Origin of the sequence: Janthinobacterium fluminis, assembly GCF_028595325.1 — a bacterium.
GTDB classification, from domain to species: Bacteria; Pseudomonadota; Gammaproteobacteria; order Burkholderiales; family Burkholderiaceae_D; genus Janthinobacterium; species Janthinobacterium fluminis.
Genome location: NZ_JAQQXR010000003.1, coordinates 224,931 through 239,063 on the forward strand (window position 1 = coordinate 224,931; position 14,133 = coordinate 239,063).

The 14,133-nt window shown below is 65.1% G+C and carries 7 protein-coding genes; 2 read left to right on the forward strand and 5 right to left on the reverse strand.

Annotated elements, in window-relative coordinates:
- Positions 1 to 45: 45 nt before the first annotated feature.
- Positions 46 to 6,009 (reverse strand): calcium-binding protein, encoded by a 5,964-nt coding sequence (locus OIK44_RS09725; RefSeq protein ID WP_273670542.1) that lies wholly within the window; start codon positions 6,007 to 6,009, stop codon positions 46 to 48.
- 1,364 nt (positions 6,010 to 7,373) lie between these two features.
- Complete coding sequence (locus OIK44_RS09730; RefSeq protein ID WP_273670543.1) at positions 7,374 to 8,213, reverse strand: GIN domain-containing protein; 840 nt, start codon at positions 8,211 to 8,213, stop codon at positions 7,374 to 7,376.
- 316 nt (positions 8,214 to 8,529) lie between these two features.
- Here OIK44_RS09730 and OIK44_RS09735 point away from each other — a divergent pair, with 316 nt between their 5' ends.
- Positions 8,530 to 8,943, forward strand: coding sequence for a DoxX family protein (locus tag OIK44_RS09735; protein WP_273670544.1), 414 nt, complete (start codon positions 8,530 to 8,532; stop codon positions 8,941 to 8,943).
- A 13-nt stretch (positions 8,944 to 8,956) separates the two neighbouring features.
- Here OIK44_RS09735 and OIK44_RS09740 read toward each other — a convergent pair whose 3' ends face one another.
- On the reverse strand, positions 8,957 to 9,283 hold the full coding sequence (locus OIK44_RS09740; protein WP_273670545.1) for a hypothetical protein: 327 nt from the start codon (positions 9,281 to 9,283) through the stop codon (positions 8,957 to 8,959).
- A 146-nt stretch (positions 9,284 to 9,429) separates the two neighbouring features.
- On the opposite strand from OIK44_RS09740, the gene OIK44_RS09745 reads away from it, so the two are divergent.
- Entirely contained in the window at positions 9,430 to 9,819 is a 390-nt protein-coding gene (locus OIK44_RS09745) for a VOC family protein (protein WP_273670546.1), read from the forward strand.
- 97 nt (positions 9,820 to 9,916) lie between these two features.
- Here OIK44_RS09745 and OIK44_RS09750 read toward each other — a convergent pair whose 3' ends face one another.
- Both OIK44_RS09750 and OIK44_RS09755 read right to left on the reverse strand, forming a co-directional pair.
- A complete protein-coding gene (locus tag OIK44_RS09750; protein WP_273670548.1) occupies positions 9,917 to 10,900 on the reverse strand; it encodes a glyceraldehyde 3-phosphate dehydrogenase NAD-binding domain-containing protein in 984 nt (327 codons plus the stop codon).
- 165 nt (positions 10,901 to 11,065) lie between these two features.
- On the reverse strand, positions 11,066 to 14,083 hold the full coding sequence (locus OIK44_RS09755; RefSeq protein WP_273670549.1) for an autotransporter outer membrane beta-barrel domain-containing protein: 3,018 nt from the start codon (positions 14,081 to 14,083) through the stop codon (positions 11,066 to 11,068).
- Positions 14,084 to 14,133 lie beyond the last annotated feature (50 nt).

Genomic DNA, 14,133 nt, shown 5'->3' on the forward strand with positions numbered 1-14,133 from the left:
TTTGTCATGCAAATGTCATGAAGTCACCCGCTTCTTCCGCGACGCTCAGCAGGCCGCCGCCAGCAAGATCTGTTCCGCCGCCCTGGGGTGACCGGACCAGCCGGCCGGCGCCGCCGAAGGGGGGGCGAATCCGGCCATGGCTTGCACCAGTTGCTCGACGTGGGCGCGCGCCCCGCCGCCGGCAAGCCCGGCCGGCCCGGATGGCGCGTCGCCGTCCGCGTACCAGTGCGCCGCCTGGAGAGACTGCGGCCCGAACGCGTAGTTGGCCCGCAGATCATTCGGCAGCGTGGGAATGGAGCTGACGGCTTCCGTCGTGCCCTTGCTGTCGAGATAACTGACCTTCACGGAGAATTTCTGCGTGAGTTGATTCGGCGTGAGCGTATAGTTGGCGGTACTGGGCCAGTCCAGCGCGAGGTTATCGGCATACCATTGATAGCGCACGGCGCCCATGCCGTCCTGGTCGTTGAGGGTATGCACGGCAGTCAGTGTCTGCTGGCTGGTGCGCAGAAGCTGTACCGATCCCGTCGGCTGGTTGTTGAGCTGCCACAGCATCGTGATGGTCGGATCGAGGGCCGTGTGGTAGTCGACGGGCAGGTGCTGCTGGCCGGACGGCGGCGGCGCCAGGTTTGCCATCGCCTGCACCAGGCTCTGTACGTAGTACCCTGGCAGCGTATAGCCGTCGGCCGTGCGGAACTCTTCGACGATAGGCCATTTTTCCGAATACCAGCCATTCACCATTATCTTGTCGTCGGTGCCGATGATGCTCACTTCCAGGGCCATGCCCACTTGCCTGAACCAGAGTTGATGGCGTTGCACCCCCGCCATGAAGGAAATGATGTCGTGGCTGTCGTCTTTGCCGTTTTCGTTGAGCATGTCGGCGCCGTCGCCGCGGGCAAAGATATAGGTGTCGTCGCCGGGGCCACCCACCAACACATCGTTACCTTTGCCGCCTTGCAAGACATCATTGCCGGCGCCGCCGATGATGCTGTTTTTGGCTTCATTACCAGTCAACACATCGGCGAATTTGCTGCCGATAATGGTCAAGAAGTTAGACAGCAGATCGCCGCCGGGTTGCGGGGGGCGCGGCTGATTGGCGGACACGAGCGTCGCCGTCACGCCGGTTTTGGCGTTCATGTAATTGACCACATTGCCCCCTCCGCCGCCGTCGAGGACGTTGTTGCCGCTGGCGTTGACGTAAAAAATGTTGTGGACCGCGTTGCCGGTAACCGTCAGGCCGGCGGCGCCGATGCGGACTTCCTCGATGTTGTCGCCCAAGGCATAATTCACCAAGGTGTAGACGGTATCGCGTCCACCGTCGGCCAATTCGGTGACGACGTCGCCGGCGTGGTTGACGTGATAGACATCGTCGCCCGCCAGACCTTCCATCCGGTCCGCGCCGGCGCTGCCGGTGATGAGGTCGGCGTTCGCCGTGCCGACGAAGCGGTCCGGGTCCGTCACCGCCGTCGTGGGCCGGCTCGACACGCTTTCGGCCGCGCCGAAATTGTCCACATAGCTGGCCGTGACGTGGATCGCCTTGTCGACCTGGTCCTGGCCCAGGCTCAGGCTGGCGTTGACGGCGCCGGCGATGGCCGCGCCATCGGCATACCATTGATAGCGGATCGCGCCGAGGCCGTCCGCGTCGGCGAGGGAATGGACTGCGCTCAAGGTCTGTCCGTAGCGCGGCGTGCCGTCGATGCTGACGGCGCCGGTCGGCGCGTCGTTGACATTGGCGACGCCCGCCGACAGGACGGAGCCCGCCGATTCGGCCGCGCCGAAGCCGTCGGTGTAGGCGGCCTTCACGCGGATGTTCTTGCCCACCAGCGCCTGCGTCAGGGCGAGGCTGTCGCCGTTGGCACCGGCGATGGCGACCTCGTTGGCATACCATTGATAGGTGAGCGTGCCCATGCCGTCGGCATCGGCCAGGCTGCTGCGCACCCGCAGGACGTCGCCCTGCTTCAGCGGGCTGCCGGCCGCCACCTCGGCATCGCCGAGCAGCAGGCTGAGCGTGCCGCTGACCGGCTTGTTGGGGTGGAGCACGGCGGCGGTGGGGCTGGATTGGCGCGATTCCAGTATGCCCAAGCCGTCCGTGTAACTGGCCCTGACGGTGACGCGCTTGTTCGCCTGCGCGGCCGCAAGCGTCAGGCTGGCCGAGGCCGCGCCGGCAATCGCCACGCCGTCGGCATACCACTGGTAGGCCACGGCGCCCAGGCCGTCGGCGTCGCTCAGGTTGTGCGAGGCGGTCAGCGTCTGCCCTTCGACGGCCAGGCCGGCGATGGTGACGGAACCGGCCGGGCTGTTGTTTATCTTGCTCACCGCCGCCGTGCTGATCGAACGCACGGATTCGGGCGTGCCGAAGCCATCGGTGTAGCGCAGCACGACGCTGATGTGTTTGCCCACATGCTCCTTGGTGGGCGCGTAACTGCCGGCCGTGGCGCCGGCGATCGCGACATCGTCGGCGTACCATTGATATTGCATCGCGCCCAGGCCGTCCGCGTCGGCGAGGCTATGCGCGGCGGTCAGGACGTTGCCCTGCATCAGTGCGCTGGAGGCCGACAGCACGCTGCCGTCCAGCAGCAGGCTGACCGCGCCGGTGGGCGCGCTGTTCAGCACCGGCATGACCTTGCGGCTGCCGTCGGCAAACTCGACTTGCTCGATCCGCTCGCCCACGCCGGCGTACTGGTTGTGCACGGTGATGGTTTCGTTTGTCGAGATGACCGTGACGAGCAAATCGTTGCCGCTGCGGGCGTAGCGAACGTCTTGCGCGCCGACATTGGCGAGGCGCAGCACGTCGAGGTTGTTGGCCGTCGCATCTTGATCCCAGACGAGGTCGTTGCCGTCGCCTTTGCGCCAGACATAGGTATCGTTGCCGGCGCTGCCCTCCAGCGCGTCATAGCCCCTGCCGCCTTCGAGCACATTGTTGCGGCCGTCGCCGACCAGCCGGTCGCGGTAGGCGGAGCCGAGCAGGTGCTCCACCTGCAGCAGGGTGCTGCCCAGGCTGTCCGTGCCGCTGCGCAGGTCGGCCGTGACGCCGCCCTCCGATTTGCTGTAGGAGACGCCGTCTTCGCCGCCGCCGCCGTCAATCCGGTAGCCCTTGCCGGCCACGACAAAGGTGTCGTTGCCGGCGCCGCCGATCAGCGTGCTGGCGAGGGTGTCGCCAATCAGCGTGTCGCCGTAATGCGAGGCGGTGATGTGGGTGATGTGGACTTGTCCGTCATACAGGCGTTCGCCTTCGATGCTGCGCGTGCCGGCCTGGGTGAAATCGGCGAAGGAGATCGCCGCCACGCCCGTCACGTTGGCGTACAGATTGAAATTGTCGGCGTTCACGCCCATCAGGTTGACGGCGCGCTGGCCATCCGCCGCCAGCAATTGCACACCGCCGGCAATGTTTCTGACGCTGACACTGTTCCCCAGCCCGAGGAATTGCAGTTGATCGCCGCCCGTTCCCGTCTGGAAGCCTTGCAGCGTGACGCTGCCCGTGGCGGGATTGAGCAGCACATGGTCGACGCTGTTGCCCAGCGCGAAACTTTGCGCGCCCGCGCCGGCCAGCAGCAAGTTAAAGCCGTTGCCCGCCGTCACAGTCGTGTTGGCTTGCCCAACATAGGCTTGCGTATAGCCGGCGGACTGGGCCATGGCGCCGAGGATGTTGTCGAGCGCTATTTTCATATTGCTGAGACGCTGCACGGCGCCGGCATAGCCCTCGAAAGCCTCGCCCGCGAAGCTGGCGTCGCCCGGCGAGAAATAGGTGTAGCCGCCGGATAATTGCGAGAAGTAGGAATTGTTAAGCGGCACCAGGGTATTCAGCTCCAAGCGCAGGCTTTCCATGCGCGCATTCAATTGCGCCGACGTCGCGCCCGCGTTCAGGTAGGCGGAGGCCACATTGCCCCACGCGGCGGCGGCGCTGGCCGCCGAACTGTCCGCCTGGCTGCGCGCGCCCGCCGTGCCGCTGGCGTTCGCCACCTGGGCGGCCGTTTGCGCCTGCACGATGGCGTCGGCCCCGGCCACGAGCGCCGTCGCGGCCGCGCCTGTCGTCGCGGCGAAGGCCGTGCTCTCTTGCAGCAGGGCCAGCGTGGTCAGGCCCGCCGTGCTGCCCCGTTCCGTGTAGCGCGTATGATTTTCGCCGAGATACGTCGTGATCAGGGTCTGGTCGCGCACTTTGATGAGGGGGGTGGGCGAGCCTTGCGTGACCAGCACCCGCGTCTTCGCCATTCTGGTTTGCAGCGCGGCAATCGCGCCGGAGACATCGACCTGGTTGGCGGCCAGGGCGGCCAGGATGCCCTGCCCCTGCCCGCGGCTTTGCGCCGCATAGCCCCTGGACGCATAGTTGGCGAACTGCAGCGCGGCGGCGCCCGGCATCCATTGGGCCGGCGCCGTATTGCCCTGGGCGACCAGTCCGACGTCGGCCACGTCGCCGCGCGTGCCATTGCTTCTGGTGTAAGCCGCGGTCAGCGCGATCTCGCCGCCGCCGAGCTGGCGGCCGTCCACGCGGGATTGCAGGTCGATGGATGTGATGCCCAGCTCGGCCAGCGTGAAGAACTCGCCCGCGTCGCTGTTGCCATCCTGATTGGCGTCCACCCAGATCCGCACCAGGTCGAAATAGCTGGCGCCGCTGGCCGGGTCGCTGCCGGCCGTCTGGCGCGAAAAGCTGGTGGCGCCGGATGCCGCCAAGGTCGCCAGCGCGGCAAAACCGTTCTGGCGCGGCGGCGGCGCGCCGTTGACGGAGAAGGATTCGCCGAACCATTCCGCGGCGCTATCGATTTTCCCGTTGCCGTTCTTGTCGAACACCAAAATGCCGTTGTCCGCCCCGACCCAGCCGACCTGTTCGCGCCGGCCGTCGGCGTCCAGGTCGAAGGTGGCATTGCTTTGCCACGGCGCCAGCAGTTTCACGCCCGCGCCGCTGAGGTCGAGAACGAGGGGATGGTGCGGCTCCAGCACGCGGACGGTGAAAATCGAGGGCTGGGTTTGCCGCAACTGCCACTGTTGTTGCGCAAGATTGGCCAGCGCCTGCTGGATCGCCGCCGTCTGGCTGCCCGCCAAGGACATGCCCGCCGGGATTGTTCCGCTTAGCATGACGGGAGCCCAGCGATCGGACACGGCGCCGAGCGCCAGCCGCGCCGCCAGATAGCGCTCCGAGGCGGCGTTGCCGAGCGCCGCGGCGACCCCTTCGGCGGGCGCCGCCATCGCCCCCGACAGCGCCGCGCCCGAGCTTTGCGTCGCCGACGCGCTCAGGGCCTGCGTCGCGTGCGTCACGGTGTTGGCGATGAAGCTGCCCAAATCGCCGCCCTGGTAGTTGCTGCCGTTTTGCTGCCACTGGATGGCGTCGCCGCCGGCGCCCAGATCCACGGCGTAATTCACGGACAGCTTGCCGTCGGCGCTGGTCCAGCGCACGGCCAGATTGTTATGGCTGAGCGTGATGTTTCCGCTCAGCTCGCCGTGTTTTGTGGCCATGGACAAAACGCCGTCGCCGATCGCGATCGCGGTGCCTGCGGGCACGATAAAAAGGGGCATGCCGTTGATGCCCACAGTCGCCTTGCCGTCGCTGCCAAACATCACCGTGGGGTCGGACGCGGTCGGCGTTGCGCCGAAGGATGGGCTGAGCAGCATATTGCCGCGCTCATCGAAACCCGCGTACTTGATCAAACCGTGCCCGATCGTGATGACGATGTTGTCCGTCAGCGAGGTCACCGTCGTGCCGCCGTTGGGGGTGTACTGGATGTTGAGTTGCCTGGAGATGTTGCCGTTGACGGTCAATACCGTCCGCGCAATGCTGCCGTCGGGGCGGTAATCGTTCGAGGCGGATATCTTGTTGCCGAACGCGTCAGTGCCATTTTCCGTCGACGTCAGGGGCTGTAAGCTCGCCCCGTCCGCCGCCTGCCTGTCGCTGGTGGCGTTGACGATATTTCCTGTCCCATCCGTTTTTGTCTGCCGCAGGATATATCCGCCGTTGGCGGCGTCGATGTCACGCGCATATTTCGTGGTGCCGCCGGTCCCGTCGGTATTGGGGACGAGCATGGAATACGTCCCGGTTTTTGTATTTATGTCGATTTTTGCCCCGTTAATGAAGCTTAATGACAAGTCATTGCCGGAGCGTTGAGGGATGCGTATTGTCTGGTTGGCGGGAACCTTATTGGGGTCGCTGATCCAGGGATTGTTGGCCAGTAAGTCAGATATGCTTATTTTATTGTTTCTTGCATTTTCCAAAGCAATAATGTCACCCAGGCCGGCAAAATCTTTGCCGTTGCTCGACGCGTTTAAAAATGCGCTGTCTACGCCATTGTAGGTTACAAAGCTGCTGGATTCACGGCCGGGGCTATTTATTTGAAGGTAAGGAGGGATAATCTCTGTCGGCGAGAAAAATTTATTACCTGACAGGGCGCCGAAGCCCGCTTTTAAATGCGGGACATTCGCCTCGGCGTTGAAAAAGACGCCAGCAACGTTGACCTTCCAGTTATTTGCTTTGGATATGATGTTTTGAAATCCGCCGCCCAGCATCATTTCTAGCTCGGTCAGCCCTGCGGAGGCGATGGCGAGTCCGTAGCTAAAACTGGCCGCGGCGGTAAAGTCCGGCACGAAATCGCCCTTGCTGGTCGCGCGATAGCCGTTATAGCTGCGTTGCAAGTCGTGGGGGCTGCCTGGAAAGTCCGTGTGAAAATTGTCATACAAGGTCCGCAGGATCACCCCCATTTCAGCGGCACCCGCGAGTCTGGCGTGTTGGGCAATTTGCCTGTATTCCTTCACAATAGAGTTCGCATCATAATCGGCTGGAACGATATACGGCTTCTTGGTGCTGGGATTGATAACGTAGTTGCCGTCATTGTCCTTTAGATATTTTGCGTCAATATCTTTGTCGCCCTTCGATTTTACCGTGAAGGTGTCCGGGCCGAAGATTCCAGTCATGTTTGCGATCCCTATTGATTGTTAATTTTTGAAATTTGAATATGCCGCCATGCCCTGGCTTCGCACATGGCTGGAGTGAATGCATGTGGGCGACACAAATATGCGCGCGCAAATAATGGGTGGAGAAATGGTTGTTTTGTCTGGCCGGCTAGTTGGTATCATTTTTCTGCATGTGGGCGAAGGGAAATGTCGAGCGCCCATCCGGTTTTGAAAAATAGACGGCGCGATTGAAAGCCTGTGTATTTTTAGACCGTAAAAACAGCATAAAACTGCCGTTTGTCACGAAAATGTCATGAAGCAAGGGGAACGGGTGTTGGAATGGCCGTATCGGCGGACCCGTTTCGGCTCTGCCGTGGAGCCTGGATCGACGCTGCTGAAGAAGGGCGGGCGAGTGCGCGCCCGCGCCTGATGCAATCTATTTGCCAGGCGGGGAAAGTATGGGAAGCTGCGTCGTCAGTTTGTGCGGTGTTTTTATCGGCCTAGTCGACAAACTGGATGTGCGTGCCGCTGAGCGTGCGCATGGCGGGGTTGCCGCGCACGGTGACGCCCGAGGCGCCGTTGGCGCGCGCCACCACCGCCTGCGACACGGTCGCGCTGATGTGGCTGCCGCCATCGGCCGACAGCTCGGCCGTGGTGCATTGCAGCGCCGCCGTGTCGATGGCGCCGGCGCCGTTGGCGCGCGCTTCCAGCACGTCCACGGCGCCGCGCGCGCGCATCTTCCCGGCCCCGTTCATCGACATGCTGAGTTTGCTGCCGCGCACCTGCCCCAGGTCCACGTCGCCGGCGCCATTCATGCCTATCGTCGTCGTGCCGCTTGTCAATTGCGTCGCGTCGACGCGGCCGGACCCGTCCACGCGCACGCCCAGCCAGTTGACCTTGCCGGCCAGCTTGACGCCGAGCGTGCCCCAGTTGACGACTTCGAGGGCGCCGCCGTCCAGGCCGGCAACGTTGATCTGGCCGGCGCCGGCCGCGACGATATTGTGCAGTTGCGGCGTCGTGTAGCTCAGGTGTATCGTGCCGCCGCCCTGGATGGGCCGGTCGGTCCAGACGTGCAGCGTGTCGCCGCGGGCTTCGGTGTGTATCAGCGCCAGCAGATTGCCGTCCGCCTCGACGCGCAGCGACGGTTGCGGGCCGACCTGCACGTCGACTTGCAGCGCCACGCCCAGGTTGTTGACCTTCAAGGCGCTCAGGCTGGCAACGGCGCGCACGTCTTGCGCGCGCTGGCCGTTGCCGTGGATGGCCGGGCCGCCGGATAAGCCGGGCAGCGACGCGCAGCCGGTGGCGGCGAGCAGGACGGCGAGGCTGAGGATTAGGCGCATGGATGATCTCCGGTCGGTGCGGGGGCGGAAAAAACAGGGCGGCTGGCGCGCCGCATCCACCCGGAAAAATAATGTTCCCATTTTAATGAGCGGCCCGGCTTTATTTGCCGGATTACGATGAACTGCATGTTTCGGGGGGCAAACCGCGCGTGGGCGGCGCCAGCGGCATTTGCGCGTAAATTTATCCAATAAGCAACAAGTGACGGTAAAAAGCTTGCTAATAATAAAATGTTTTGCTTAACTGGCGGTTGCCGTTTTGCCCGTACGGGGACGGCGAGGAGCAGCATTCATTTCACTTTGAATAGAGGCATGCCGCATGAAAAATTTCCCATTTATCAGCTTCCCCCACGCCATGCTGTTGCTCAGGATCGCCATCGCGATCATGTTCATGGCCCATGCCGGCGTGCGCATCGCCAACGGCACCATCCCGCGCTTCGCCGGCTTCATGAACGACAAGGGTTTCGTCTTCGGCCTGGCCATAGTCTGGGCCATCACCGCGTTTGAGTTGCTGGGCGGCGCCTTGCTGATCATGGGGAAAGCCCGCAAATGGGTGGCCGCCGGCTTCATGGCCATCAGCGGCGGCGGCATAGTCCTGATCCACGCCGCGCAAGGCTGGTTCGTCGGCGAGCATGGCACCGGCGGCGTCGAATACAGCGTCGTGCTGTTCGTCGCCTGCGTCGTCATTGCCGCCGCGGACACGCGGCCGGCGCAGCCGGCGCTGGCGTCCTGAGGCCGCGCCGGCCTTAGTTGGGCAGGCGTCCGACCACCACTTCGCCGGTGCTGAGGGTGATGAGCTTGCCGTTGACGTCGCCGCAATCGCGGTTCGCCAGCCTGACGATATTGCCGTCGACGGTGATTTCGGCGGCGAAGGCGCCGCGCGCGCACACCCGGTAGGAGCTGGACGTGGCGCCGTAGTAAATCGACGCGCCGCGTTCCTTCAGCGTGAAACAGCCGGACCGGCAAGCCTCGACGGCATACGGCGATTCCGGCGTCGCCGGCCCGGACTGGGCGCCCGCGCTGAGCGAGAGCGCGGCGCCGGCCAGCGCGGCAATGATGCTGTTTTTTTGCATATGGTTTCCTGGTGTTGATGTTGCTTAGCGCCTATGGTAGCAGCGGCGTCCGGCAAAAAGTTATATTTCTGAGCTTGTTGGTGATATAGAATTTATGCGCGTCACGACGCTCCCATCCACGCAATTTCTGAACAGGACACGTATATATGGCAAGCAAAATCTTCGTTAATCTGCCGGTCAAGGATCTTGGCCGTTCGGTGACGTTTTTCACGGCGCTGGGCTTCACCTTCAATCCCCAGTTCACCGACGAGACGGCGACCTGCATGATCGTCAGCGACGATATTTTCGTCATGTTGTTGACCGAGGCCAAGTTCAAGACCTTCGCGCCGAAGGGCATTTGCGACACCGGCACTGGCAACGAGGTGCTGGTGTGCCTGTCGTCGGAAAGCCGGGCCGCCATCGACGCCACCGTCGCCAAGGCCGTCGCGGCCGGCGGCAGTACTTTCAAGCCGGTGCAAGACCTTGGCTTCATGTACGGCCACGGCTTCCAGGACCTGGATGGGCACGTCTGGGAATTGATCTACATGGCGTCTTGAGGGCCGTGGCGCGTTGCTACAAGACGCGCCCGCGTATGCGGTGGGCAGCGCGCCGGACGGCTTCGTCGGCCGCGACGACTATGTGCGGGCGGCCGTGTCAATCCCGGCGCCGCACCAGCGCCGTCAGTAGGTCGAGATAGCGCACGGCCGAGTTTTCATTGTCGAAGTAGGCTGGCAGCGACAAGGTGTCGCCGGCCAGGCGCGCGCGCGAACGCAGCAGCACCGCCGACTCCGGACTCAGCTGCCACGCCTGCGGGCCGTCGTCGCGCGCGGCCAGCCGGTACAGGCCGGCCAGTTCGCCGCCCCGGCAGGCCGCGTCCAGCGCGTCCAGCAGGTCCGCCTCGGCCCCGGGGGCGTTCAGGCGGAAGCGGAAATCGATCAGCGACACGCCCGTGTACGGAATCAGCACGTAGTCGACGAAGAAGCGCTGCGGCGCCAGGAAGGGCAGCAGGCGCGGCCCCATGCGCTCCAGCGTGCAGGTGCGCCGTTCCGGCTGGTGCAGCGTGGCCAGGCGCGCCGGCGCGACGTTGTGGATGACGCTGACGGAGGCGTCGCCGACGCCGTAGCGGCCGTGCAGCCAGTGCGCCAGCGGCACGAAGGCGTTGACCGTGCAGGAGCCGTAGGAAATGATTTCGGCGGCGGGGTCCGCCGTGGCCTCGTTGTAGCCGAACACCAGCGTCTGGTCGGCGTCGTCGCAGGTGGCCGACAGCAGCGCGCGGCGCGTGCGTCCGCCCAGCAGCTCGCGGCATTGCTGCGCCGTGGGGTGCGCGCCCGAACATTCCAGCCACCAGTCGGTCTGGCCGCGCCACGGCGCCTGCCGCGCCGGGCCGTGGCTGTAGGCGATGCGCCACGGCGCCTGGCCGCGTTTGTGGATTACCAGCGTGTCGCCGTCGGCGCCGATGGCGCAGTCGGCGAACGACACCTTGGCGTCGCCGGCCAGGATGCGCAGCGCCGCGTCGAGGTCGTGGTAATCGTCGTTGATCGCGGCAAGGCGCGGCGCGTCGGGCCGGTCGAGCCAGGCGCGCAGCAGGTGCAGGCCGAAGCGGCCGAATCCGTTGATTCCCGCGGTGACGTCGCTCATGCCGCTCCTTGGGGCTGTGCGGTATGCGGATGTGGTGCGGGAAAGGCTGGGGGCATTGCCGGTTGTTCCTTGGTGTAATTTGTCAGCGTCATGATAGTACCGGATGGCGGGCCGCGACGACGAAAAAAAGGCGCCGAAGCGCCTTTTTCAACGGCTGGGACAAGCTTAGAACGGCATTCTGAGCTTGACCGAGGCCGTGTGGTTGATGAAGCCCTTGTGGCCCTCGGCATCGTAGCGGGCGCTGATTTCCATCGCCTTGCTGTTGACGTGGATCAGGCCGAAACCGGCGCGCGCCAGCCAGGCCGACGGCCGCAGGCCGACGGTGCTGAACTGGGCGCCGCCGCCGACGTAGGCGGCGGTGATGGCCGCGTCCTTGGACAAGGTGTCGTAGCCGGCGCCGAGGTTGGCGGTGAGCGTCGTGTGCTCGCTCAGCGCGTGGCTCAGCTTGCCGTCGACGGACAGGATCAATTCCTTCGTCGTGTTGGCGGCCACGGCCAGGCTGAGGGCGCCGGCGCCCGTTTCCGTGTAAGCCCGGTCGCGTATCTGCGTGTAGTCGGCGCGCAGCGACGGCGTGAAGGTGGTGCCGGCGGCGACGTCGAAGCTGCGGCCCAGGCCGGCGCCGATGTGGGCGTTCCAGCTGTGGTAGTTGGCCGTGGCGACCGTGCTCAGGCCGCCGAAGCTGATGGCGCGCCGGCCCTCGTTGCTGCCGCTGCCGATGTCGGCCTGGAAGCTCAGGTCGGTGCGCGGGTCGAGGTTGTAGCTGCCGTAGGCGATGACGCGGTAGCCGTCGACCTTGGCGTGCTGCATGGCGACGGCGGAGTTGCCGTCGATTTTGCTGTGCATGTAGGAGAAGGCCAGACCGACGCGGACCTTGTCGGAGGCGACGCCGTCGGCGCCGGCGACGATGCCGTAGGTGTCGGCCTTGTAGCCGGCCACGGCGTTGTTGTCGTCCTGCTTGGCCCAGGAGCCGACCGTCTTGATCCAGCCCTGGCGGTCGCTGACGAAGCCGTCGCCGGAGGACAAGCCCTTGTTCGCTTCCTGGCGCGACTGGATCACGCGGTTGGTCGCGTGCAGGGCGGCGGAATTGATGTCGGTCATGCCGGCGGCCATCAGCGGCAGGGTTTGCTTGACGGCGTCGGAGACGGCTTGCTCGGTGCTGAGCTGGCCGAGGGCGGTGATGACGGGCTTCATCGCTTCCGGCGCGGCCTGGCCCAGGCTGATCAGGCTGTCGAAGACGCGGGCGGCGCCCAGGCCGGGATTATTTTGCGCGCTGGTGACGCTGCTGACGACGGTTGGTGCTGGCGTCGGAGTTGGCGTAGGCGTCGGAGTCGGAGTCGGAGTCGGAGTCGGCGTAGGCGTAGGCGTAGGCGTAGGCGTTGGTGTCGGCGTTGGCGTTGGCGTAGGTGTCGGCGTTGGCGTCGGCGTTGGTGTCGGCGTAGGCGTTGGAGTCGGCGTCGGGGCGGCGCAGGTGCTGGCGCCGGCGACGGCGACGCACAAATCGACGGCGTTGCCGTTCTTGGCCGCGATGAAGTCGAACAGCAGGCTGTTGTCGCTGACGGCAAAGCCGTTCGGCGCCGTCAGCGTGCCGGCGCTGATGACGCCCGGCTGCACGCTGGTGCCGGCGATCAGCACGGGAGCGCCGATTACGTTGACCTTAATATTGTTGCTAGCCGAGAAGTCCGCAATGCCGCTGACCGTCAGCTTGCCGTAGGTGTCGGCGCCGCTCAACCTGGTTTCAAAGACGCCGTTCGCGCTTTGCGTATAGTTGCCGGTAATGGCCGCCGTCGTGCCGGCCGCCACGGCCAGCGTGCCGGCGTTGCTGAAGCCGTTGACAGTGGTCACGGCGTGGCCCATGTTGAACACGCCGCCGTTGGCGATGCTGAAGCTGCCGACGTTAAAGGTGTTGGCCGAGGTGAAGCTGCCGTTGACGACGACGGCCGAGGCGGCCGCGCCGGCGACGGCGCCGCTGACGCTGCCGGCGCTGCCGTTCAGGTTCAACTGGGCTTGGTTCAGGTTGACGGCGCCGTTGATCGTGCCCGTGTTGGTGACGCCGTTGGTGACGATGCCGCCGCTGCCGATGTCGAGGGCGACGGTGCCCGACAGCGTGCCCTCGTTGAGGATGCTGCCGACGGTGCTGTTGACGAGCTTGATGCCATAGCCGGCGGCCTGGCTGCTTGGCAAGCCGAAGCTGACGCTCTGGCTGCCGCCGGTGCCGGAAATGGTGCCGGCATTGCTGATACTGCCGATCGTGCTGCCGGAGATGTTCAGGCCGCTGCCGACGCCGCCGACGCTACTTCCCATCATGCCCGTGCCGCCGTTGCCGCCCGTGCCCTGGATGGTCGCGCCGGCGGCGTTGGAAATGGTGGTGACGCTACTGTCGACGATGCCGACGCCGCTGCCGGCGCCGCCGGCGCCGGACCCCATCATCATGCCGTTGCCGCCGCTGCCGCCGCTGCCGCGTATCAGGCCGCCGCTGGCGTTGGCAATCGAGGCGATGGTGCTGGTGCCGGCAACGCTGATGCCGTTGCCGGCGCCGCCGCCACTGGCGGGGACGGCGGTGCCCATCTGGCCGGCGCCGCCTATGCCCTCGATGGTGCCGCTGTTGGCGACGTTTTGCATCTGGAAGGCCGAGAATTTGAAGCCGAAGCCGGCGCCGCCGGCGCCCGGGCCTGGCGGCATGCCCGGCGTCATCGACTGGCCGCCGGCGCCGCCCGTTCCCCTGATCGTGCCGCTGTTGGTGATGCCGGCGGACAGCTTGCCACTCGCATTCGTGATGCCGATGCCCTCGCCGCCGACGGTGCTGGCGGCGCCCGTGGCGCCGGCGCTGGTGATGCTGCCGGCGTTATTGATGTAGGTGGAGAAAGGCGCGACGCCGGCGATGACCACGCCGGGGCCGCCGGCGACGGTCAGCATGCCATCTGGCAAAGTGACGTCGAGGCTGCTGCCCGAATATAAATAGCAGGTGGTGGTTTGCGCAGTGGAAATCGTGTTGTTGCTCATGTAGATCGCCGGGCAGCTCACCGGCACGGCGAGGGCCGGCGCCGCCACCATCGCGCCCAGCGCCATCAGCACGGCGCTGGCCATTGCCTTGCGCGCCGACGGCGGCATGCTTGCCGACGCGTCCTGGTTAAACATGCTGGCGCCGCCAAGGCGCTGGGAACGGGGACGGTGGGAGCGATTCATGGTTTTCATATTATCCAAATGAAAAGTTTGACTAAAGGTCTACTATCGGT